The organism is Micromonospora sp. NPDC007208 (assembly GCF_042869175.1).
GTDB lineage: Bacteria > Actinomycetota > Actinomycetes > Mycobacteriales > Micromonosporaceae > Micromonospora > Micromonospora foliorum.
On record NZ_JBIAFG010000004.1, the window covers coordinates 99,340 to 120,837 of the forward strand.

The 21,498-nt window shown below is 73.1% G+C and carries 20 protein-coding genes and 1 pseudogene; 5 read left to right on the plus strand and 16 right to left on the minus strand.

Annotated elements, in window-relative coordinates; genetic code table 11:
* Nucleotides 1–25: 25 nt before the first annotated feature.
* From ACFYL6_RS09605 to ACFYL6_RS09615, 3 genes and pseudogenes are all read right to left on the minus strand, one after another.
* Nucleotides 26–940, minus strand: a pseudogene (locus ACFYL6_RS09605) (alpha/beta hydrolase); the annotation flags it as partial.
* A gap of 7 nt (nt 941–947) precedes the next feature.
* Nucleotides 948–2,159 (minus strand): cytochrome P450, encoded by a 1,212-nt coding sequence (locus ACFYL6_RS09610; RefSeq protein WP_387170384.1) that lies wholly within the window; start codon nt 2,157–2,159, stop codon nt 948–950.
* A gap of 67 nt (nt 2,160–2,226) precedes the next feature.
* Complete coding sequence (locus ACFYL6_RS09615) at nt 2,227–3,504, minus strand: SGNH/GDSL hydrolase family protein (protein WP_387170386.1); 1,278 nt, start codon at nt 3,502–3,504, stop codon at nt 2,227–2,229.
* Nucleotides 3,505–3,818: 314 nt separating this feature from the next.
* Between ACFYL6_RS09615 and ACFYL6_RS09620 the strand changes: the two genes are divergently transcribed.
* Genes ACFYL6_RS09620 through ACFYL6_RS09630 form a run of 3 tightly spaced genes read left to right on the plus strand, consistent with a single transcriptional unit; the run spans nt 3,819 to nt 7,563 of the window.
* A complete protein-coding gene (locus tag ACFYL6_RS09620; RefSeq protein WP_387169680.1) occupies nt 3,819–5,378 on the plus strand; it encodes an AMP-binding protein in 1,560 nt (519 codons plus the stop codon).
* A complete protein-coding gene (locus ACFYL6_RS09625; RefSeq protein ID WP_387169682.1) occupies nt 5,375–6,598 on the plus strand; it encodes an MFS transporter in 1,224 nt (407 codons plus the stop codon). Before ACFYL6_RS09620 ends, ACFYL6_RS09625 begins: the two co-directional genes overlap by 4 nt.
* A 41-nt stretch (nt 6,599–6,639) precedes the next feature.
* Nucleotides 6,640–7,563, plus strand: coding sequence for an aminoglycoside phosphotransferase family protein (locus tag ACFYL6_RS09630; RefSeq protein WP_387169684.1), 924 nt, complete (start codon nt 6,640–6,642; stop codon nt 7,561–7,563).
* 14 nt (nt 7,564–7,577) lie between these two features.
* Here ACFYL6_RS09630 and ACFYL6_RS09635 read toward each other — a convergent pair whose 3' ends face one another.
* The gene (locus ACFYL6_RS09635) at nt 7,578–8,153 is read right to left on the minus strand and encodes a hypothetical protein (protein ID WP_387169686.1); all 576 of its coding nucleotides are present in this window, start codon (nt 8,151–8,153) and stop codon (nt 7,578–7,580) included.
* Between the two features lie 222 nt (nt 8,154–8,375).
* Here ACFYL6_RS09635 and ACFYL6_RS09640 point away from each other — a divergent pair, with 222 nt between their 5' ends.
* Both ACFYL6_RS09640 and ACFYL6_RS09645 read left to right on the plus strand, forming a co-directional pair.
* A complete protein-coding gene (locus ACFYL6_RS09640; RefSeq protein WP_387169688.1) occupies nt 8,376–9,326 on the plus strand; it encodes a sialidase family protein in 951 nt (316 codons plus the stop codon).
* 39 nt (nt 9,327–9,365) lie between these two features.
* On the plus strand, nt 9,366–10,082 hold the full coding sequence (locus ACFYL6_RS09645) for an SGNH/GDSL hydrolase family protein (protein ID WP_387169690.1): 717 nt from the start codon (nt 9,366–9,368) through the stop codon (nt 10,080–10,082).
* Nucleotides 10,083–10,164: 82 nt separating this feature from the next.
* Here the strand turns inward: ACFYL6_RS09645 and ACFYL6_RS09650 are convergent, their stop codons facing one another.
* The 12 genes from ACFYL6_RS09650 to ACFYL6_RS09705 all read right to left on the minus strand — a co-directional run bounded on the left by ACFYL6_RS09650 (nt 10,165) and on the right by ACFYL6_RS09705 (nt 21,487).
* Nucleotides 10,165–11,523, minus strand: a complete 1,359-nt coding sequence (locus tag ACFYL6_RS09650; protein WP_387169692.1) for a hypothetical protein — start codon at nt 11,521–11,523, stop codon at nt 10,165–10,167.
* Nucleotides 11,520–12,488: an alpha-ketoacid dehydrogenase subunit beta gene (locus tag ACFYL6_RS09655; RefSeq protein WP_387169693.1), complete on the minus strand. Its 969-nt coding sequence runs from the start codon at nt 12,486–12,488 to the stop codon at nt 11,520–11,522. Before ACFYL6_RS09655 ends, ACFYL6_RS09650 begins: the two co-directional genes overlap by 4 nt.
* A gap of 28 nt (nt 12,489–12,516) precedes the next feature.
* The gene (locus tag ACFYL6_RS09660) at nt 12,517–13,488 is read right to left on the minus strand and encodes a thiamine pyrophosphate-dependent dehydrogenase E1 component subunit alpha (RefSeq protein ID WP_387169695.1); all 972 of its coding nucleotides are present in this window, start codon (nt 13,486–13,488) and stop codon (nt 12,517–12,519) included.
* The gene (locus ACFYL6_RS09665) at nt 13,485–14,276 is read right to left on the minus strand and encodes a DUF3050 domain-containing protein (RefSeq protein ID WP_387169696.1); all 792 of its coding nucleotides are present in this window, start codon (nt 14,274–14,276) and stop codon (nt 13,485–13,487) included. Before ACFYL6_RS09665 ends, ACFYL6_RS09660 begins: the two co-directional genes overlap by 4 nt.
* 1 nt (nt 14,277) lies before the next feature.
* Entirely contained in the window at nt 14,278–15,207 is a 930-nt protein-coding gene (locus ACFYL6_RS09670) for a phytanoyl-CoA dioxygenase family protein (protein ID WP_387169698.1), read from the minus strand.
* Between the two features lie 56 nt (nt 15,208–15,263).
* Nucleotides 15,264–16,355: a 4-hydroxyphenylpyruvate dioxygenase gene (hppD, locus tag ACFYL6_RS09675; RefSeq protein WP_387169700.1), complete on the minus strand. Its 1,092-nt coding sequence runs from the start codon at nt 16,353–16,355 to the stop codon at nt 15,264–15,266.
* A gap of 74 nt (nt 16,356–16,429) precedes the next feature.
* Nucleotides 16,430–17,668 (minus strand): beta-ketoacyl-[acyl-carrier-protein] synthase family protein, encoded by a 1,239-nt coding sequence (locus ACFYL6_RS09680; RefSeq protein WP_387169701.1) that lies wholly within the window; start codon nt 17,666–17,668, stop codon nt 16,430–16,432.
* The gene (locus ACFYL6_RS09685; protein WP_387169703.1) at nt 17,665–19,281 is read right to left on the minus strand and encodes a class I adenylate-forming enzyme family protein; all 1,617 of its coding nucleotides are present in this window, start codon (nt 19,279–19,281) and stop codon (nt 17,665–17,667) included. Before ACFYL6_RS09685 ends, ACFYL6_RS09680 begins: the two co-directional genes overlap by 4 nt.
* Nucleotides 19,278–19,715, minus strand: coding sequence for a beta-ketoacyl synthase chain length factor (locus tag ACFYL6_RS09690; RefSeq protein ID WP_387169705.1), 438 nt, complete (start codon nt 19,713–19,715; stop codon nt 19,278–19,280). Before ACFYL6_RS09690 ends, ACFYL6_RS09685 begins: the two co-directional genes overlap by 4 nt.
* Nucleotides 19,716–19,861: 146 nt before the next feature.
* Entirely contained in the window at nt 19,862–20,983 is a 1,122-nt protein-coding gene (locus ACFYL6_RS09695) for a beta-ketoacyl synthase N-terminal-like domain-containing protein (protein WP_387169707.1), read from the minus strand.
* Nucleotides 20,976–21,221 carry an acyl carrier protein gene (locus ACFYL6_RS09700; RefSeq protein WP_387169709.1) on the minus strand — a complete coding sequence of 82 codons (246 nt, stop codon included), beginning with the start codon at nt 21,219–21,221 and terminating at the stop codon, nt 20,976–20,978. The genes ACFYL6_RS09695 and ACFYL6_RS09700 overlap by 8 nt, the downstream gene beginning before the upstream one ends.
* On the minus strand, nt 21,221–21,487 hold the full coding sequence (locus ACFYL6_RS09705; protein ID WP_196922961.1) for an acyl carrier protein: 267 nt from the start codon (nt 21,485–21,487) through the stop codon (nt 21,221–21,223). Before ACFYL6_RS09705 ends, ACFYL6_RS09700 begins: the two co-directional genes overlap by 1 nt.
* Between the last annotated feature and the right edge of the window lie 11 nt (nt 21,488–21,498).

Here is a 21,498-nt window from a genome sequence, read left to right on the forward strand (position 1 = left end):
TCTCGCCCGGCTCGGCCGGCAGTCCGAAGCGCTCGCGGAGGAAGGCCGCCGCGCTGTCCTGTGCCCGTCGCCCGTCGGTGAAGGTTCCCGGCATGGCGAAGAACCCGTGGATCATGCCCGGGTAGTGCTCCAGTCGGGTGGACACCCCAGCGTCGCGCAGCCGCTCGGCGTACCGCTGCCCCTCGGCGCACAGGGGGTCGAGTTCGGCGGTGATCACCAGCGCCGGCGGCAACCCGGACAGGTTGTCGGCGAGCAGCGGCGAGGCCAGCGGATCCTTGGCGTGTGCCGGGTCGGCGAGGTAGTGCGTCCGGTACCAGGCGACCGATCGGCGGTTGAACAGCGTCGGGTCGTCGTCACCGTCCGGTTCGCCGCTCTGGTCGGTGTTCGGGTAGACCAGCAGCTGCGCGGCGAGCGGGGGCCCGTGCGTACGGCTGAGCAGGGTGACCGCGGCGGCCAGGTTGCCGCCGGCGCTGTCCCCACCCACCGCCAGCCGGGTCGGGTCCACGCCCAGCTCGTCGGCGTGCCCGGCAATCCACGAGGTGGCGGCGTGGCAGTCCTGCACCGCCGCCGGGAAGGGGTGCTCCGGGGCGAGGCGGTAGCCGACGGTGATCACCTGACAAGGCACGGCGTTGGCCAGCCGCCGGCAGATGCCGTCGGCGGTGTCGATGCTGCCGAGCGTCCAGCCGCCGCCGAAGAAGTACAGCAGGGTGGGCAGCGGACCCGACCCGGCCGGCCGGTACACCCGCAGCGGCAGCTCCCCGGCGGGGCCGGGGATCCGCACGTCGCGTACCTCGGCGACCTGCTCGACCGCGCCGCTGCCGGCGCGGATCGCGGCCAGGTCCGCGGCGCGCGCCTCGGAGAGGGTCTGCGCGTACAGCGGCGGGGTGCCGGCCGCGGCCCGGGCCGCCCGGTACGCCGCCACCTCCGGGTGAACTGCCATGTCGCTCCTATCCACCGGTGCTGACCAGCAACGTGTCGATGCCGCGCAGGAACAGGCTGCCGCTGTACGTCGGCGTCTCGGTGACCGTCAGCGCGGGGAACCGGGCGAACAGCCGGGGCAGCGCGAGGCGACCCTCCAACCGCGACACCGCCGCGCCGAGGCAGAAGTGCAGACCCACGCCGAAGGCCAGCGACGGAGGGCCGGGACGGGTCGGGTCGAAGGTGTCCGGAGCCGGGAAGCGGGCCGGGTCCCGGTTGGCCGCCGCGATCATGATCAACACGTTGTCGTCAGCGCCGACCGGCACGCCGTCCAGCACGGTGTCGGCCGGCGCGGCGCGGGCCAGGAAGTGCACCGGGCTCGCCAACCGCAGCACCTCGTCGACGCAGCCCTGCGCCAGCGCGGCGTCGGTGGGCAGCGCCGCGACCGTCTGCGGGTGGGCCAGCAGCAACGGCAGCCCGTTGCTGAACATGTAGACGGTGGTGACGAAGCTGGCGTTGAACAGCACGATCAGGTTGCTGACCAGCTCATCCTCGGTCAGCTCCACCTCCCCGGAGTCGAGCGCCTCGACCAACGCGCTGAGCAGGTCGTCCCCCGGCACCCGGCGGCGGTGCCCGAGCAACTCCCGGTAGAAGGCCCGCAACTCCTGCGCGGCGGTGTTGGCCGCGGCCAGCCGCTGCGGGGTCTTCCCCGCCACGTCCAGGAACTCGTCGATCCACTCCACCCGCTCGCGGTACCACGGCAACTCGGCGGCCGGGATGCCGATGAACTCGGCCATCACCAGGGCCGGAATCGGGTACGCGAAGTCGGCCACGAAGTCGATCGCGCCCTCCCCGGCGTCCGCCATCCGGTCCAGCAGCTCGTCGACCACCCGCAGGATCACCGGTTCCAACGCGCCGAGCCGGCGCGGCGTGAAGGTGCGGGAGAAGACGTGCCGCATCCGGGTGTGGTCGGGCGGGTTCACGAACATCATCGAGGTCTGGAAGGTACGCAGGATCTCCTGCTCCTCCCAGCCCGGCGGCGGCTGTTTCGTCCACTCCGGATCGCGCAGCAAACTGTCGACAAGGTCGTAGCCGACCGCGACCGCGCTCACCGTCCGGTGCTCGGCGCGCGCCGGCACCGCGCTGATCGGGCCGAGCCGGTGCAGGTCCGCGTACCACGGGTACGGGTCCTGTCTGCCCTGTTCGCTGTACAGGCCGGTGAGTATCTCCTCCACGTCCACGGTCAACTCCTCCCCGCCGATGTCGGGGCCGGGGGCAGCGGGGATCACCCGCCGCCCCCGGCCGGTGTCACAGGTCGAGCAGCCGCAGCGGCACGGCGTCGGCCAGTGCCTGGTTGCCGGCGTCGTTCGGGTGGATGTGGTCTCCCGAGTCGTACGCGGGCAGCAGCTGGCTGGGACGGGCCGGGTCGCGCAGCACCCGGTCGAAGTCGAGCAGCCCGTCGAACTCCCGACTGCCGCGCAGGTACGCGTTCACCGCCTGGCGGGTGGCCTCCTTCTGCGGCGTCCACACGCCCGGCGCGCCGTGCCCCTCGTACGGCGTCAGCGTGGCCACCAGGCTGGTCAGCCCGCGCTGCTGGAGCTGCTGGTTGATCTGCCGCAGGGTGCCGATGATCGCCTCGGGTGTGTCGTTCGACATCCAGATGTCGTTGATGCCCAGGTGGGTGACGACGGTACGCACCCCGGTCTGGGGAAAGACGTCCTCGTTGAGCCGGGCCGCCACGTTCGGGCCGAGCTGGTAGTAGCCGGGGTAGTTGCCGTCGCCCGGCTCGGTGCCCTCGTGGTTGAGCCGGTTGCCGGCCAGGCTCAGGTTGAGCACGCCCGGGGTGCGCCGGTCCGGCCGGTCGGCGAGCAGCCGGTCGGAGAGCAGGTCGGGCCAGCGCCGGTTGGCGTTGACGGTGCTGCCGTTGCCGTCACCGATGGAGTCGCTGAGCACGACCAGGGCGCCGGGGCTGCCCTTGCGCTGCACGTCGACGCCGGAGAGGAAGAACCAGCAGCAGGTGGGACGGATGGTGAACCCGGTGCCCTCGGCCACCCCGGTCAGGTCCCCCGCGCCGATGAAGTTGGCCTGCTGGGACTGCCCGTGGAACGTGGTCGGGCCGGTCGGCGTCGGGAAGTGCACTGTGACCACGAGGTCACTGTCGTCCGAGACCGGGAAGGCCAACGGGTCGCTGAGCAGCTCCGCGCCCCGGTTCATGGTCGCCGTGGGGGCACCGGTGAAGGTCAGCGGGCGCACCGACGCCGCGTCGACGTCGGAGAGGTCGTCGGGAGTCGCGGTGTTCGGCCGGGCGACGGTGGCGCGACCGACAGTGACCGCCTGCTCGCCGTAGAGGTTGCTGAGGCGTACCCGCAGCGCCGGGCCGCCCACCGACACGTGCACGATCATCCGGACGCTCTGGTCGTTGAGGCCGGTGTTGGTCAACCCGACCGAGTTGCCCCGGGTGACCGCGGTGGCCCAACTGCCCGCCCACTCGGCGCGGTCGGGTCGGTCGGCGGCGGTGCCGGACGGACCGGCGCTGGCGACGACGGCGGGTGCGCCGGCGACCAACAGCGCGGCCGCGGCGGCGATGACAGGCCATCTCTTCGGGGTTGCCGTTGCCATGGAACCTCCATCGTGTGGCAGCCCAGGGCCGTCCGCTGACGGCGCCCGCCTGGACGATGGTCCAGAAACCTAGCCGCCGCCGCTGACGGGCGTCAATCAACCTGATCGACGCGATCAAATGTCCGGCGGGCCGCTCGGATCGCCCGTCGGCACGGTTCCGACCAGCCGTTTCCCGCCTAGGCTTCCAGGCGGCGGCGGTGCGGTCGCCCGAGCGCGCCACCGTCGCGTCGTCACCGGGAGCTGCCCGGGGACCGCCGCTTTCTGGGATGGGGGGCTGCCGGATGACTGACGGACCCGGGCACACCACGACCTACGTGCACAGGGTGTTGGAGCTCTTCGCCGAATTCGGCGACCGGGAGGCACTGGTCGGCGGCGGTCGGCGTCTCACCTACACCGAGGCCGCCGCGCGGGTCCGGGCGATGGCCGCGACGGTGACCCGGCACGGCGTACGGCCCGGGTCGGCGGTGCTGGTGACCGTCGCGAACGCGGTGGAGGGCCCGCTGCTGCAACTCGCCCTGCATCTGCTCGGCTGCCGGACGATGTGGGTCGCCCCGGTGACCGCGCGCCGGGAGGTCGACGAGTTCATCCGGTTGGCCCGCCCGGACGCCCTGGTCTACGACGCCCGGGACCGGGCCAGTCTGGGCCCGGAGCTGGCCGCCGCGCTGCCCGGCACACCGGTGTGCTGCCTGGGCGCGGGCGGCGCCGGACCCGACCTCACCGCCGACGCCGACGTCACGGAGCTGCCGGCGTCGGTGCCGGCGCCCGAGTCGTTCCTGCAGACCAGCGGCACCACCGGAAGCCCCAAGCTGGTGCACCACCGGGAGAGTTTCTACGCCCAGATCCTCGCCCTGGCCGCCGACTTCCGCGCCGCCGGGTTCCCGCTGCTGCGGCACCTGTCGCACTCGCCGATGTGGCTGGCCAGCGGGCAGATCACCACGCTGTTCAACCTGTTCACCGGCGGGGTGCTGTTCCTGCGCGACGACTGGGACCCGGTGGCCTTCGTGGACACCGTGCAACGGGAACGGATCAACTCGACCTTCGTCACCCCGCCGATGCTCTACGAGGTGTTGGACCACCCGGCGCTGGCCGGCGCGGACTTCTCCGCCATGTTCATGTTCAACGTGGGCGCCGGGCCCGCCGCGCCCGCCCGGCTGCGCCAGGCCATCGCGCGGTTCGGTCCGGTGCTGCGCATCGTGTACGGCCTCAGCGAGGCGGTCGTGATCACCGCGCTGCCCGGGCTGACCGACGATCCGGAGCACCCGGAGCGGCTGCGCTCCTGCGGGCGGCCCTACGGCGACGTCCGCATCGAGATCCGCGACGACGACGGTGCGGTGCTGCCGACGGGCCGCGACGGCACGGTGTGGGTGCGCACCCGACTGAGCTTCGCCGGTTACCACGGTCAGCCGGAACTGACCGCGCAGACGCTCGTCGACGGGTGGGTGCGGACCCGCGACATCGGCCACCTCGACGACGACGGCTACCTCTATCTGGTCGACCGGGCGGATGACGCGATCCTCACGCAACGGCGGAGCTGGCCGATCTTCTGCCGTCCCATTGAGGACGTGCTGGCCGGGCACCCGCAGGTACGGGCCGCCGCCGTGATCGGCGTGCCGGACCAGACGGCCGGCGAGGTCCCCTACGCGTACGTGGTGCTCGGGCCGGGCGCGACGGTCACCGGGGCGGAGCTGATCGACCTGGTGACCGCCGAACTCAACGAGATGTGGGCACCGGCCGCTGTGGAGTTCCTCGACCGGCTGCCGGTGAACCGGTCGATGAAGGTGGACAAGCGGGCGCTGCGCGCGCGGTACGCGGCCGATCGGGCCTCGGTGGTCGGGGCGTGACCTCCCGCCGGCAACTGGTCGTCCTGGTCAGCGCCGACCTGATCTCCAACCTGGGCACCCGCATCTCGGTGGTGACCATCCCGTGGCTGGTGCTGGTCACCACCGGCAGCCCCACCAAGATGGGCCTGGTCGCGTTCGCCGAGACCCTGCCGTACCTGCTGTCCAGCGCGTTGGGCACACCCTGGGCGGACCGGATCGGCCTGCGCCGCACGTCGATCCTCTGCGACGCGGGCAGCGCGGTGGCGATGGTCGTCGTCGCGCTGACCCCGTGGTTGGGCTTCGCCCCGCTGGTGGCGCTCGTCGCGGTGGCCGGCGCGCTGCGGGGCATCGGGGACCGGGTGAAGCACGTGATGTTCCGCCCGGTCGCGGAGGCCGCCGGGGTGCCGCTGATCCGGCTGACCTCCGCGTACGACGGGCTCAGCCGGGTGATGACCCTGTTCGGCGCCGCCGTGGGCGGCCTGCTGATCGCCGCGTTCGGGGTGACCGAGGCGATCCTCATCGACGCGGCCAGCTTCGGCGTCTGCGCGCTGCTCATCGGCGTCCTGGTCCGCCCGCCGGCCGCGCCGACGCGACCCGCCCAACCGGAGAGCTACCTGCGCGCGCTGCGGGGCGGCTTCAGCTATCTGGGTCGGGACCGGCCGCTGCTCGGCATGCTCGCCGTCATCTCGGCGCTGAACATGGTGGCCAACGCCAGCGTGGCCGTCTACATCCCGGTCTGGGTCGCCCGGGAGCTGCACGGCCCCAGCGGACTCGGCCTGGTACTGGCGGCGTTCTCGGCGGGCGCGCTGCTGGGCAACCTGGTGTTCACCGCGCTCGGGCCCCGGCTGCCCCGACGGCTGACATTCCTGGTCGGCGCGCTGGTCGCCGGTACGCCTCGGCTGGTGGCGCTGGCGATCAGCGACGAACTGCCGGTGGTGCTCGTGGTGACGTTCCTGTCCGGAATCGGCATCGCGGCGGTCAACCCGCTGCTCGGGGTGGCGCTCTACGAGCGGGTGCCGCCGGAGTTGCAGACCCGGGTGATCGGCATCGCCGGTTCGTTGGCGTTCGTCGGGTTGCCGGTCGGCGCGCTGCTCGGTGGCTGGTCGGTGGACGCGCTGGGGCTCACCCCGGCCCTGCTGACCATGGCGGCCGCGTGCCTGGTGGTCACCGCGTACCCGCTGCTGCACAGGGCGTCCGGCCCGGAGACGCCAGCGCGGCCCACCCCCGTCGCCACCCGGTAAACCCGTTGCGGGCCCGGCGCGGCTGCCGCAGGCTCGGACCGATGAGCGCGCAGCCGCCCCCGGGCGTCCCGGTGACCGACGCCGCCGTGGCCGACCGGATCGACGCGACCCTGGTCCGCCGACTGGTGGCCGAGCAGTTCCCCCGGTGGGCGGAGCTGCCGGTCCGCCCCGTCGAGGTCGACGGCTGGGACAACCGCACGTTCCACCTGGGTGATGAGATGAGCGTGCGACTGCCCAGCGGCGCCGGGTACGCCCTCCAGGTCGCCAAGGAGCAGCGCTGGCTGCCGGTGCTCGGGCCACAGTTGCCGGTGGAGATCCCCGTGCCGCTGGCCCACGGCCGGCCCGGGGCGGGTTACCCGTACCCGTGGTCGGTCTACCGGTGGATCGACGGGCGGACCGCCCGAGCCGAGCGGATCGACGACCTGTCCCGGTTCGCCACCGACCTCGCCGCCTTCCTGCGCGCCCTGCGCCGCGTGGACGCCACCGACGGTCCGGCCGCCGGCCCGCACAGCGCCTGGCGGGGTGGCCCGCTGTCCACGTACGACGCCGAGACCCGGGCAGCGATCGAGACGCACCGCGACCGGGTGCCCGTCGACGTCGTCACCGGCATCTGGCAGGCCGCCCTCGACGCCACCTGGGCCGGGCCGGCGGTCTGGTTCCACGGCGACGTCGCGGACGGCAACCTGCTGGTCCGCGACGGCCGGCTCGCCGCGGTCATCGACTTCGGCTGCTCCGGCGTGGGTGACCCGGCCTGCGACACCGTGATCGCCTGGACCCTGCTGCACGGCCCCAGCCGGGCCGCCTTCCGCGCCGGGCTCGGTCTCGACGACGCCACCTGGGCCCGGGGACGAGGCTGGGCGCTGTGGAAGGCACTGATCACCCTGGACAATCGGGACCCGGCCAAGGCCGAGCAGGCCGGGCGAGTGCTCGGAGAACTCCTCGCCGAGCACAGCGTGGCCCGCTGAACCGACTGGGCCGGTCAGCGCCCGGCCCGGGCCGGGGTGGTGTGTTCGGTACGGCAGCTCGGGCAGCGCAGTCGCGTCCCGGCCGCCGTCCGGGGCACCCGCAGCCGCTGACCGCAGCCGCAGGTCAGCACCGGCGCCGACGCCCGCAGGTACTCGTCCCGCTCCCGGTGCGGCCACCGGCCGTGGCAGCGGGCGCACCACTTCGGTGGGTAGCTGTGGTAGTGGGCCAGGCCGAACGCGCCCGCGACCATCAGCGCGGCGGGGACCAGCAGGCCGAGCGGCGCGAGCAGCGCGGTCGGCACTCCGCCGACGCCGTCGGACACCAGCACGGCGACCACCGTGAGCACGACCACCGGCACACCGAGCACTGTGAACCCGAAACCCCAGGCGAAGGCCAGCAGGGACGGCAGGAACATCCACATGCCGCCGGGCGCCCACCGGCGGACCCCGTACCCGCCGCAGCGTGGGCAGTTCGGCGAGGCGCGGTGCGGCACCGACCGCAGCGCCTTCGGCGCCAGCCACTGAACCAGAAGCTTGAGGATCTCTTCGACCAGTTTCGTCGCGAGAGCCTGAAGGAACGAACCGAGCATCGTCAGCCACCTCCCTCGCCGATGGGTTCCGCGGTCGGCCCACCACCCATCGTGGGCGGCGGGTGCCAACAGCCCACCCCAGCGCGCCGAATCCGCAGCGCCGACGACGCCAATCCGACAGCGCCCGCGCGTTGTTCGTCGGCCGTTCGGCTGCTGGCCGCGCGGGCGTCGGCGGGGGCGGCTAGCGTCCACCGTCGTCACCGCACCTGGAGGCTGCCGCGTATGACGTCGTCACCCACCCGCCGCCGCACCGCCGAGGTCACCGCCGTGCGCCGGATCGGCGACAGCGCGCCGCACAGCGCGTTCACCGACCTCGTCCGGTACGCCGGGAGCTGGTTCTGCGCCTTCCGGGAGGCCCGGAGCCACCTCAGCGACGACGGCGTGATCCGGGTGCTGACGTCGACCGACGGACGGGCCTGGACCTCCGCCACCGTCATCGCGCAGGCCGGCACCGACCTGCGCGACCCGCGCTTCGTGACGCGCCCCGACGGGCGGCTGCAACTGCTGGCAGCGGCCGCCACGGGCGGGGCCGCCGGCGGAGCCGCCAAGACGTTCCAGACGGTGACCTGGCTCTCCACCGACGGGCGCGCCTGGGGCGATCCGACCCCGGTGGGCGAGCCCGGCGTGTGGGTGTGGCGGGCGGCCTGGCACGACGACGCGATGTACGGCGTCGGCTACGCCACCCGAGAACCGAGGTTCGCCCGGCTCTACCGCAGCACCGACGGGGTGGACCTGCGGCCCTGGGTGCCGACGCTGTTCGAGGACGGGTACCCCAACGAGTCCGGTCTGGTCTTCGACCCGGACGGCACCGCCCGGTGCCTGCTGCGGCGGGACGCGGGCACCGCGAGCGCTCAGCTCGGCCGCGCCGTGCCGCCGTACCGGGACTGGACCTGGACCGACCTGGGTGTCCAGCTGGGCGGGCCGACGCTGCTCCGGCTGCCCGACGGGCTGCTGCTGGCCGGGGTCCGCCTGCACGACGGCCGGGTCCGCACCGCGATCTGTGCCGTCGACCCCGACCGGGGCGAGCTGACCGAGCTGGTCGCGCTGCCCTCCGGCGGCGACACCAGCTACCCCGGCCTGGTCTGGCACGACGACAGGCTGTGGGTCAGCTACTACTCCTCCCACGAGGGGCAGACCTGTGTCTACCTGGCCGAGGTCAGCCTGACCGGCTGAGCCTGGTCCGGCAGCCCGGCGGTCGGTTAGCGTGCCGGCATGCCATCGACGCTCACCGAATCGACGGACCCGTACTGTCTGCGCCCCGGGGAGGCCGCCGGATTGTTGCACGGGCACCCGTGGCGGCGGTTCGTGGCGCTCGGCGACAGCGTCGTCGAGGGCATGTGTGAGCCGACACCGGGCTACCCGGACGTGCAGTGGGTCGACCGGGTCGCCGCCGAGCTGACCGCGGTACGCCCCGATTTGGCGTACCTGAATCTGGGTCGACGCGGGCTGCGCGCGCACCAGGTGCGGGCCAGCCAGCTCGCCCCGGCGCTGGCCTTCGCCCCGGACCTCGCGCTTGTCGTCTGCGGGGGCAACGACGCCTTCCACCCGGCGTACGACGCGGAGGCGGTGGACGCCGAGCTGACCGCGATGATCACCGCGCTGCGCGACGTGGGCGCCGACGTGATCACCGTGGGCATGTTCGACGTCTCGCACAGCCCCGCGGTGCCCGAGCACCTCCGGGCCGGCCTCGGGGAACGAATGCGCCGCCTCTCGGCCCACACGGCAAGCCTGGCCCAACGCCTCGGCACCCTCCACGTGCACCTGACCGACCACCCGCTGACGGCCGACCCCACCCTCTACAGCACCGACGGCCGCCACGGCAGCGCCCGCAGCGACGCCATAGCAACAGCCCAAACCCTCCGCACCCTCTCCCACCAATTCCCCCACCCCACCCCACCCCCACCCCCAACCCCACGCCCAGCGCGTTGATCATGAAGTTATTGCCACGACACGCCGTCGCGAAGGGCAATAACTTCATGATCAACGGGGGCGAAGGGGTCAGGGGCGGGGGTCAGCCCTGGAGGAGGATTCCGGTTAGGAGGACGCCGTGGGCCAGGTTGAGGACTCCGTCGCAGCCGGGGTAGCCGACCCTCGCCAGGCCGCCGGAGGCGTGCCGGCCGAACAGGTACGGGGCCAGGGAGTACGGGACGTCGGCGGTGAACGTCTCGCCGGTCTCGATCTGGACGAAGTCCATCGACACCCGGTCGGTCGGCAGGTACTCCTGGAGGATGGCGCCGCCCTGGTCCACGGCGGCCCGCACACCGTCGGCCCAGTCCGCCGCGCTCAGCTCCGGGCCGAGCAGCACGCCGTGCCCGGCCGAACCGTCGGCCGGCTTCGCCACCAGCGTGGCCTGCTCGGCGATGGCCCGGTCGAGCACCGCGGCGGTCAACGGCACCGTGTACGGCACGTGCCGGCGGATCAGCGCCTGGTCGTCGGCCGGCAACCCGTCCACGTCCTCCCACAGCCAGGCGAACGTGGTCTTGTTGCCGAGCAGCCAGGCCGCCGCCGACACGAACATCGGTAGGGTGCCGGCAGCGAGGGCCAGGGCCACCGCGTCCAGGCCGGCGGTCGGGGTGACCCGGTTGGGCACGAAGAGCCGGAACAGCGCGTCGACAGGTGCGCCGTCGACGACCAGCCGGTTGTCGGCGCCCAGGGTGGCGGTGGACACCGGGGCGATGACCAGGTCGATGCCGAAGTCCCGGGCCCGTACGGCGAGGGGGTCGAGGATCCGGATGAAGGTCTGCGGGTCGTCGAGGCCCGGGTAGTCGGCGTCGAAGTCCATCAGCAGCGCCACCCGGGCGCCCTCGGGCAGCCGCAGCTCCTCGCGGATCGCCACGAACCGCTGGTCGAGCAGGGACGGCGCGGCCCGCACCGGCAGGTCGTCCAGGATGCCCTGCTCCCGGTAGAGGTGCGCGAACCGCTGGATGACGGTGTCGGCGTCGAACCCGCCGCCGAGGCTGCTGTCGATGTTGTACTCGACGAACTTCGGCACCCCGGCGGAGAAGATCACGTCCGGGCGGTACGCGGCCAGCAGCGCCTCGGTCAGCGGCTCGGACTCGTCCAGCAGCCGGGTCTCCCCCACCGGTACGCCGAGCAGCCGGCGCAGCTCACCGGCGGTGCCGGCCCGACGACGGCAGGCGTCGAGGATGAGCTGGGCGAGCCGGTCGCAGACCTCGTTGAGGTGCCGCCAGGCGTCGGCGGTGAGCACCGGGGGGCGGGCCAACCGCCACTGCTTGTTGTAGGTGGCCCGGCCGTGGAAGACCTGCTTCCAGGCCGCCGCGCCACTGGCCACCATGGCCTGACGGGCCGGCTCCGGCAGGTCGGTCCAGGCCCGGTCGGCCGCCGGCCACGGATAGTTCGGGTCGATCATGATCCGTCCTTCATGGTCAGGTGGATGGCGGTGGTGAGTTGGTCGCGGCCGGGCTGGACGGCCCGGTCCAGTGCGGGCGCGAACGGCAGCACCGCCCCGTCCGGGCGGGTGACCCGGCGCGGCGGGGCGAGCAGCCGGACCCGCTCCACCACCGAGGCGATGATCTCGGCGGCCATCCCGCAGGAACGGTTGGCGTCGTCGAACACCACGAGCCGCCCGGTACGGGCCACCGACTCGGTGAGACCGTCGATGTCGAAGGGGTAGAGCGTGCGCGGGTCGAACACCTCCACAGAGACCTGGTCGGCCACCTCCTCGGCGACGGCGAGCGCGTCGTGCACCAGGTGCCCGATCGCGACCACTGTCACGTCGTCGCCGAAGCGGTGGATTCGGCCCCGGCCCAGCGGCACCGGCGCCAGGTCGTCGACGTCGTCGCGCACGTCCATCGCGCCGGCCGGCGCGAACACGACCACCGGGTCGTCGTGGCGGATCGCGGTGACCAGCAGCCCGTACGCGTCGGCCGGGGTGGCCGGCACGACGGTGACCACGCCGACGTGGGCGAAGAGGCTGTACGGGTGGTCGGAGTGCTGCCCGGCCCACCCGGTGCGTGAGCCGGAGCCGGGCACCAGATAGGTGACGGGGACGCTGCACTGCCCGCCGGTCATCAGCGGGAACTTGTGCGCGTGGTTGACGATCTGCTCGAAGACCAGGAACAACAGCGACGGAATCTGGAACTCGATCACCGGTCGCAGCCCGGCCAGCGCCGCCCCGGTGGCGAAGCTGGTGAACGCCTGCTCCGACAGCGGGGTGTCGCGGACCCGTTCGGTCCCGAACCGCTTGGCCAGCCCGGTGGTCACCAGTGACGCGCCGACCTGGACGTCCTCGCCGAGCAGGAACACCGCCTCGTCGCGGGTCAACTCGTCGGCGAGGGCCCGGGTCAACGCCCGACGGTACGACAGTCGGGGCACCTCAGCCACCTCCGGTGCGCAGGGACATTCAGCCACCTCCGGTGCGGGCGGTCAGGCCGCTGGCGTACAGGTAGGTCAACGCGTCGGCCGGGTCGGGTTCCGGGCTGTTCAGGGCGAACCGCATCGCCGCGTCGAGGGTCGCCTCGACCTCGGCGTCCACGGCGGTGCGGTCGGCGTCGGAGAGCCGTTCGCCCTGGATGCGCACCGGGTCCCGGGCCCGGCCCCGGCTCACCTCGTCGGGCGGGCGGTAGTCGAGGCGTACCGCGTGTTCGAAGGTGTGGTGGGCGTCGAAGCGGTAGGTCCGGGCCTCGATCAGCTCGGGGCCGCCGCCGGCGCGCATCCGGCCGACGGCGGCGGACGCGGCGACGCGTACCGCCTCCGGGTCCTGGCCGTCGACCTGGACGGCCGGGATGTCGAACGCGGCGGCCCGGCCGGCGATGCTGCCGGCCACCGCGCCGGCGACCGGCATGGTGGTGGCGTAGCCGTTGTTCTCGCAGACGAACAGCACCGGCACCCGCCAGAGCGCGGCCAGGTTGAACGCCTCCAGCAGCATCCCCTCGTTGACCGCGCCGTCGCCGAAGAAGCTCACCCCGACGGTGTCGCGGCCCCGACGGCGGTGGGCCCAGACCGCGCCCGTGATGATCGCCCCGGAGGCGCCGACGATCGCGTTGGCGCCGAGCACGCCGATGCTCAGGTCGGCGGCGTGCATCGAACCGCCCCGGCCGGCGTTGAGGCCGGTGACCCGGCCGCACAGCTCGGCGAGCATCCGGGCCGGGTCGGCCCCGCGGGCCAGGACGTGCCCGTGCCCGCGGTGGGTGCCGGCGAGAACGTCGTCGACACCCAGCGCGGCGCAGACGCCGGCGGCGATCCCCTCCTGACCGAGGTACGGGTGGATGCCGCCGACGATCTGCCCGCCGTGGACCAGCTCCACCGCCCGTTCCTCGAACCGGCGGATCAGCCGGACCGTGCGGTAGAGCCGGACCGGGTCGGCGTCGGTCACGCGGGCCCCTTGATGGCGGCCAGGATGTCGTCCCAGAGCCGCGCCCGGGCGGCGAGGGCGGTGTTGACAGTGTCGGCGCACTCCTGCCACTTGGTGTCGTCGTCGCCGCACAGGTCGGCGAGCATCTGCATGGCCATCGGGGTGTGCTGTTCGCCGTCGACCTCGATGTGCCGCTCCAGGTAGTCGACGAAGGTGTGCAGTCGGTTGCTGTGCTCGTTGACCGAGACGACCTGGGTGAACATGTCCGGGATCAGGTCCTCCCGACCGAACGCGAAGGCCGCCGCCTGGCAGTGCACCGGGGTGGACTCGATGATCTGCCAGGTGGTCGCGGCGAACCTCGCCGACGCCTCCGGCACCCCGGCCTCGGCGAGCGCCTCGGTGACCGGCCGGCCGGCGCGCAGCAGGTCGACCAGGGCGTTCACCGCCGTGGTGTCCGCGCCGGCCTCGGCCATGCCCTGTACGTACAGCTCGAAGTGGCTGATGTAGCCGCCGCCCAGCTCGTCGCTCTCCTCGACCATGACGATGTCGTTGATGAGGCGGCGGCTGCCGGTCGGGCCGGTCGGGACCCACGGCACGGTGACGCAGGTCAGTTGCCGTTGCAGCGACTTCAGCAGGGACATGAAGTCCCAGACCGCGAAGACGTGGTGCTCCATGAAGGTGACGAGCGCCCCGTGGGTGTCCAGGTTGGCGTAGAGCGGGTGTTTGACCACGGCGTCGCGCCGGTCGGTCACCGCCTGCTCCAACCGCTCGATGCCCGGGTGCGTCTTACCCCAGTCGTACCGTGACATGTCAGCCTCCCTGCTGGGCGCGGTGGCGCCAGATGACCGGGCAGTAGTCGGGGTCCGCGTAGTCCGGCCGCCCGTCGTGGGTGCGGCGGACCAGCACGTCGTGGTTGTACGCGGCGAGTGTGCCGTCGGAGAGCGGAAACTCCCGCCAGGCGTTGTCGCCGTCCTGCAGGTGCAGCGAGATCGCCTGTCGGGGGCGACCGCTCACGTTCGGGCCGCTGCCGTGGTAGGTGCGGCAGTGGTGAAAGCTCACGTGTCCCTTGGGGATCACCATCGGGACCTTGCGGATCTCCACGCCGTTGAACGCGGCGTTCTCGGCCAGCATCTCCTCCAGCTGGCTGCGGTCCCGGTCGGCGAAGTGCCGCACCACTGTGTCGTCCGCGCCGATCTCCTTCCACCGGTGCGAGCCGTCGACCATGGTGATGGTGCCCATCTCCTCCCCGCAGTCGTGGAAGGGGATGAACGCGGTGAGCATCTTCTCCGACGACGAGGACGCCCAGTAGTGCTTGTCGAAGTGCCAGGGCACGATGTTGCTCGGCTCGCCGGAGATCGGCGGCTTGTAGATCAGCGTGGCCTGGAAGACCCGGATCTCGTCGGCCTGGGCCAGCCGGGCGGCGACCGCGCCGATCAGCGGCTTGCGCAGGATCGCGCCGAGCCCGTCGTGCTCGTGGTGGACGTAGTCGTTGTGCCGCTGCACCGGGCCCCTGGACGGTTCCCAGTAGGCCAACTTCGGTGGGCGGACCGGCAGCCGGCGGTCCCGCTCCCCGTCGTAGTAGCGCTGCGCGGCGGCGGCGAGGGCGTCCACCTCGTCGTCGGTGAACACCTTCTTCGACAGGTACCAGCCGTGTTCGGCGTAGTGCCGCACGTCGTCGTCGGACGGCAGCAGCGCCTGCTCCTCGGCGGTCAGCGTCGGTTCGTAGTCGGTCGCGGTCACTGTGCCTCCCTGGTTCGCGACTGCGGGGCTCGCAAAACCCGGCTCACTCCTCGCGCTCACGCCCCCACCCCCTGTGGTGTGGCCGCCACGGCGGCCAGTTCCCGCTCCTTGGCCTCGTAGAGCGCCTTGATGTTGCCGCTGCCGAAGCCCCGCGCGCCGCGCCGCTCGATCAGCTCCAAAAAGAGCGTGCGACGCACGTGCATCGACTCGGCGAAGATCTGCAACAGCTGGCCGTCGTGGTCGGAGTCGACGAGCACCCCCAGCTCGCGCAGCCGGTGCAGCGGGGCGTCCACCCGACCTACCCGCGCCTCCAGGGCGTCGTAGTAGCTGGCCGGGGTGCCGGCGAAACGCACCCCGCGCCGGCCCAGCGCCTCCACCGCGCCGACGATGTCGTCGGTGCGCAGCCCCAGGTGTTGCACTCCCCCACCGGCGTGCTGGTCGAGGAACGCGTCGATCTGCCCCGGCCGCCGCGTGCGGTCCGGTTCGAGCAGGACCACGGTGACCCGCCCGGAGGGGCTCTGCACCACCTTGGAGTTCATCCCCTGCCCGTCGACCTCGATGTGCTCCTCGAAGATCTGCGCGAAGTCGAACAGCGCCTCGAAGTGCCGGACCGTCTCGTCGAGCTGGCCGGGCGGGACGCAGACCGCCAGGTGGTCGATCTCGGCGAGCACCGGCGGGTGGCCGTCCGTGGTGGACGCCGCGGCGGTGATGGCGCCGGGCAGGAACTCGCCCCGGTCGCCTCGGCGCTGCACCAGCCGGTGCCGCACGTCGGCGAAGCCGTCCACCTCGGCGATCACCACCTCGGCGTCCGCGCCGGTGCGGGTGGTCGGCGGCGTCACGCCTGTCGCACCCCGACCCACCAGCTCGGTGTACGCGGCCGACACGTCGTCGACCTCGACCGCGACGACCGCGATGCCGTCACCGTGGCGCTGCACGTACCGCGCGGCCGGATGCTCGGCGCTCAGCCCGGAGGTGAGCAGCAAGCGGATGTCGCCGTGGCAGAGCAGCAGCGAGCGCTGCCCCGCCAGCCCGGTCTCCGGGCCACCCTGGCCGCAGACCTCGAAGCCGACGGCGGTGCTGAAGTAGAAGGCCGCCTGTCGGGCGTCCCCCACATAGAGTTCGATGTGGTCGATACCACGGATGTCCATGTCCCTGAAACCCTTCCCACCCGATTCCCCCTGTGTTGCCGTCCGGGCACGCCCCGCCCGGGATGCCGCCTCGATCACCCCCTCGGCTCGGCGACGCGCGCCAGCAGCAGGCTCACGTTCTGGCCGCCGAACCCGAACGAGTTGGTGACCGCGTACTCCAGGTCGGCCTTGCGGGGCGTGCCACGGATGTGGTCCGCCGGGCAGGCCGGGTCCGGATCGTCGAGGTGGTACGTCGGCGGCAGGAGCCCCCGACCGAGCGCCAGCGCGGTGGCCGCCGCCTCCAGCACCCCGGAGGCGCCCAGCAGGTGACCGGTGAGCGCCTTGGTGGAGCTGACCGGCACGCCGCCGACACCGAAGACGTCGGCCAGGGCGGTGGTCTCCGCGATGTCACCGAGCTTCGTGCCGGTGCCGTGCGCGTTGACGTAGCCGACCGCCGCCGCCGGTACACCGGCGCTGCGCAGCGCCAGGCGGATGCACGCCGCCGCGCCCGCGCCGTCCGGGCGGGGCGCGGTCGGGTGGTACGCGTCCGTCGTCGCGCCGTGGCCGGCCACCTCCGCGTACCCGGCGACGCCGCGCGCCTCGGCGTGTTCGGCGCGTTCGAGCACCAGCAGCGCGGCGCCCTCGGACAGGACGAACCCGCTGCGGGAGGTGTCGAACGGCCGGCTCGCCCGGCCCGGGTCGGTACCGGCGCGCGCCAACGCCCGCGCGTTGCCGAAGGTGTCGGCGAAGGTCGGGAAGAGCGGTGCCTCGCTGGCCCCGCAGAGCACCACGTCGACCTCTCCGGTCGCGATGAGCCGGACCCCGTCGGCGACCGCCTGCGCACCGGAGGCGCAGGCGGTGCCGACCGACGAGCTGTAGCCCCGGATGCCGTGCGCGATGGCGATCCGCGCCGCCGGCATGTTCGGCAGGATCCCGGTGAGCAGGTACGGGCTGACCGCCGCGCGACCCCGGGCCGCCCGCGCCAGCACCTGCGACTCCAGGGTGGCCATCCCCCCGACGCCACCGACGATCACACCGATCCGGTCGGCGTCGACGTCGCGGCCCACCTCGATGCCGGCGTCGGCGAGAGCGTCGGCGGCGGCGAACAGGGCGAGGACGACGATCCGGTCCAGCACCCGGGTCTCCGGCCCGGACGCGACGGTGCGCGGGTCGATGTCGGGCAGCAGGCCGGCCACGTCCAGCGACTCCCGTGCCGGGTGCCCCAGCGGCGGACGGGTCAGCCCGGAGCGGCCGGTGGTCAGCGCGTCGAAGGTCTCCTCGACGCCCCGCCCGACCGGGGTGAACAGACCCATCCCGGTGATCAGGGCGGTCACGAGCTGGCCTCGGTGAGGTAGCGCTCCCGCAGGACCACCTTGCGGACCTTGCCGGTCACCGTGACCGGGATGTCGGCGGAGTGCACCGGCACGACCCGACGCAGCGTGGCGCCGACGTCCGGACCGAGGGCGGCGCGGACCCGTTCGGTGCGGTCCTCGGCCTCGTCGGCGCCGGCGGTCAACTCCAACAGCACGTCGGTGACGACCGTGCCCGACTCGGCGACGATCACCACCGTGCAGTCGGTGACGTCCGGGCAGGCGGCGAGGATGCGCTCCTCGGACAGCGCCGTGTAGAAGCGCCGCCCGGCACCGGCGTCGACCGAGTCCACCGCCCGGTCCAGGTGGTAGTAACGGCCGTCGGCGTCGGCGCGGACCAGGTCACCGGTGAGGTACCAGCCGCGCTGGCGGAAGCGGTAGGTGGTGACCGAGTCGTTCCAGTAGCCCCGGAACAGCGACGGCGAGTCGATACCAAGGAAACCCACCTCGCCGACCGGCACCGGCTCGCCGTCGGCGTCGAGCACCGCGACCTTGGCGAACCGGTACGGACGGCCGATGCAGCGGCCGTACCGGTCGGTGTCGGCGCGGTGGGTGATGTGGAACATCGAGTGCCCCATCTCGCTGGAGCCCAGCCCGTCGATGAAGACCGACCCGGGCACCTTCGCCACCCCGTCGCGGGTGACTGTGTCATGCCAACCGACCGCGACGAGGCGGCGGATGTGCGGCTCGTGCGAGGCGTCGCCGGTGTTGAACCACAACCGCACCGAGTCCAGGTCGTACCCGGACAGGTCGAAGCGGGCCAGCTCCGCCCAGGTGACCGAGAAGCCGAACACCCCGTCGGGGCGCCAGCGTTGGATCGCGTCCAGCACCTGCTCGCCGCCCTGCTCGGAGAGCAGGAACATCTGCGCGCGGTTGCCCAGCGCCTGGTTGACCATCAGCACCGTGGCGGTGTGCGGCGCGGGAAGCGCGTTGAGGATCCGGGTGGTGCCCTGCGCCTGCGGCATCGTGAGCAGGTGCCGGGTGGCCGCGAAGAGGCTGGCGTGCGAGTGCAGCACCGCCTTGGGCACCCCGGTCGTCCCGGAGGTGTGGGTGATCACGATCGGGTCTTCCGGGTGGTGCCGGTAGTGCGCCGGCGCCGTGGCCGGGTCGCCCGTGCCGGCCTGCGCGGGGGTGCCGAGCAGCGGTACGCCCAGGTCGTGCCCGGCCAGCAGCGCGGTGTGCGCGTCGTCGGCCAGCACACCGACGCCCCGCAGCCGGCGGATGTACTCGGCGGCGATCTCCGGGCGGAGTTTGCCGTTCATCAGCGCCGGGATCGCCCCGAGCCGGGCCAGCGCCAGGTAACTGAGCACCATGTCGGCGGCGGCGGTGGCCCAGACGGCGACCGGGTCGCGGGGGCATACCCCCTGCTCGTGCAGCCAGGCGGCGCGGGCGGCGACCCGCTCGTCGAGCCGCCCCAGCGTCAGTGGCGTCTCGGCGGGGTGCCCGTCGACGGCGGTGTCGAAGGTCAGGCCGGGCCCGTACGGGTCGGCGCCGTGCGCCAGCACCCGGGCCAGGACGTTGCCCGCACCCAGCTCGGTGTCGGCGGCCAGTGCGCCGCGCAGTCCCCGTGTCCTCATGGTCGTGCTCCTCCCCCCAGCAGCACCGCGACCGCCTCGGTCGGCTTGTCGGGTGCCTGTTCGATCAGGATCAGCAACACCTCGTCGGCGTCACCGTCGTCGCGCAGCAGGTCGGCCTCGGCGACGCCGTCGGTGTACGGGTCGCCGGTCGGGCTGAGGCAGACCACCGGGCCGCGCAGGCCCCAGCGGGCCGCGAGGTGCCCGGCGACGCTGTTGGGCACGGACTGGAAGAAGAACAGCGGGCCAATCCGCCCGCCGGCCTCGACCGTTTCCCGTACGTGCTGGGCGCTGGCGAGATCCCCGCTGGCGCTGACCAGCACGATCCCGGTCCGCACCCCGGCGGGCACTCCCGCCGACCCGTACCCCCGCCGCAGACACCGTTCCGCGACGGCCACCACCACCGGCGCGAAGTCCGAGTGCACAAACCCCGGCACCCCCGGTGCGCCGCCCTCGTCCCCGCTCTCAGGCCAGCGTGCCCGCGCCCTCTCCCCCGGCGATCTTGCGGTTTCGGTCGTCGTTTCGGGTGCTTGGCCGGGTTCGTCGGGGCAGGAAGTGCACGATCGCGGGGAGTGGGGGGCGGTCATCCGACGCCGACCAGGAGAGCGGTGTTGGCACCGCCGAAGGCGGCGTTGAGGGTCAGGGCGTGGGTCGCCTCCGTCCTCTGCGGACGGTCCGTCACCACGTTCAGCGGGCAGGACTCGTCTCGGGCCAGCCAGCCGGCGTTGACCGGCAGCTCGCCGTGGCGCAGCGCGAGGGCGGTCACCACCAGTTCGAGCAGCCCGGACGCCTCCAGCGCGTGCCCGTGCACCGACTTCGTGGAGCTGACCGGAACCCGGGTGGCGTGCCCGCCGAGGGCCCGGTGCAGGGCGGCCGCCTCGGCGGCGTCGCTCTGCGCGGTACCTGTGGCGTTGGCGTTGACGTAGCCGACGGCCTGCGGTGGCAGCCCGGCCCGGCGCAACGCGCCGTCGACCGCGCGGGCCAGCCCGGTGCCACCGGGCTCCGGCTGGCAGGGATGGAACGCGTCACCGGCCCGTCCCCAACCGGCCACGGTGGCCACCGGATCGACCCCGCGTCGTCGGCCGGTGCTCGACTCCAGCACCACCGCGGCCACGCCGTCGCCCAGCAGCAACCCCCGACGGCCGGCGCTGAACGGGCGGACCGCCCCGTCGACCGCGAGGGCGCGACCGGCGTCGAAGAGCGCGAACTGGTCCGACTCCACCAGGTAACCGGCCGCGACCACCACCCGTTCGACGGCACTGCGGGTGACCTGGGCGGCTGCGTCGGCCACCGCCGTGCTCGCGGACACGCAGGCGCTGGTGTAGACCCGGGTGTGACCGGAGAGTCCACATCGGGCGGCAAGCTGACCGGCGAGCAGGGCCGGGCCCACACCTAGGGTCGGGCCCGCACCGGCGGCCGGGCCGCCGTGCACGGCGAGCAGCAGGGCGCACCCGGCGCGCTGTGCGCGGTCCAGGCCGGCCGCCCGGCAGGCGGCGTCGATCGCGTCGGCCAGCTCCTCGGCGAGCGTACCGACGTCGGGCAGGGTGGCGGCCACGGTGACCCGACGGGCGGACGTGTCGAATCGGCCCACCGGGCCGAACGCCGGCACCCCGGCCAACACACCAGCGAGCTGCGCGTCGGCGCCCCTGCCCAGGGCGCTGACGGCGTACACGCCGGTGAGCTGGGCGACGCGCGCCTCAACCATCTGCGGAGGCGGTCAGCGACGCCCGGAACACCACCAGGGCGTCGTCGACGGTGCGGACACCGGCCAGCTCGTCGTCGGTGAGGTCGAGCCGGCGTTCGTAGCGCTGCTCCACGAGGTGCACCAACCAGGCGAGCTCCATCGAGCCGATCCGGTCGGACACTTCGGCAGCCGGTTTCGCGCTGAGTTCGGCGAGCATGCTCATCAGGTCAGCTCGCCCCAGATCGGGCTGACCGCTCATCAGGCTTTGTCGCTCGTCGCCTCGGTGACGCGATTGGCGACCATTGTGGTGAACTCGCCGACAGTCATCAGGGCCAGCTGCTCCGACTCGTCGTCAGCGAACGTCAGGCCGTACCGGTCCTCCACCCGGACGGACAGGTCGGCCAGGGCGAGAGACTCCAGGTCGACCCCGGACGGGCCGAGCGTGGTGTCGTCGTCGAGCCCCTCGACGTCGTAGTTCATGTCGGCGAGCTGCTCGACGACGAAGGCGCGGACCTCGGCTCTCATGGATACCCTTT

Coding starts and splice junctions, on each gene's coding strand:
- ACFYL6_RS09620 (WP_387169680.1), top strand. CDS start 3,819: ATGACTGACGGACCCGGGCACACCACGACCTACGTGCACAGGGTGTTG.
- ACFYL6_RS09630 (WP_387169684.1), top strand. CDS start 6,640: ATGAGCGCGCAGCCGCCCCCGGGCGTCCCGGTGACCGACGCCGCCGTG.
- ACFYL6_RS09635 (WP_387169686.1), bottom strand. CDS start 8,153: ATGCTCGGTTCGTTCCTTCAGGCTCTCGCGACGAAACTGGTCGAAGAG.
- ACFYL6_RS09640 (WP_387169688.1), top strand. CDS start 8,376: ATGACGTCGTCACCCACCCGCCGCCGCACCGCCGAGGTCACCGCCGTG.
- ACFYL6_RS09645 (WP_387169690.1), top strand. CDS start 9,366: ATGCCATCGACGCTCACCGAATCGACGGACCCGTACTGTCTGCGCCCC.
- ACFYL6_RS09650 (WP_387169692.1), bottom strand. CDS start 11,523: ATGATCGACCCGAACTATCCGTGGCCGGCGGCCGACCGGGCCTGGACC.
- ACFYL6_RS09665 (WP_387169696.1), bottom strand. CDS start 14,276: ATGTCACGGTACGACTGGGGTAAGACGCACCCGGGCATCGAGCGGTTG.
- hppD (WP_387169700.1), bottom strand. CDS start 16,355: ATGGACATCCGTGGTATCGACCACATCGAACTCTATGTGGGGGACGCC.
- ACFYL6_RS09685 (WP_387169703.1), bottom strand. CDS start 19,281: ATGAGGACACGGGGACTGCGCGGCGCACTGGCCGCCGACACCGAGCTG.
- ACFYL6_RS09695 (WP_387169707.1), bottom strand. CDS start 20,983: ATGGTTGAGGCGCGCGTCGCCCAGCTCACCGGCGTGTACGCCGTCAGC.
- ACFYL6_RS09700 (WP_387169709.1), bottom strand. CDS start 21,221: ATGAGCGGTCAGCCCGATCTGGGGCGAGCTGACCTGATGAGCATGCTC.
- ACFYL6_RS09705 (WP_196922961.1), bottom strand. CDS start 21,487: ATGAGAGCCGAGGTCCGCGCCTTCGTCGTCGAGCAGCTCGCCGACATG.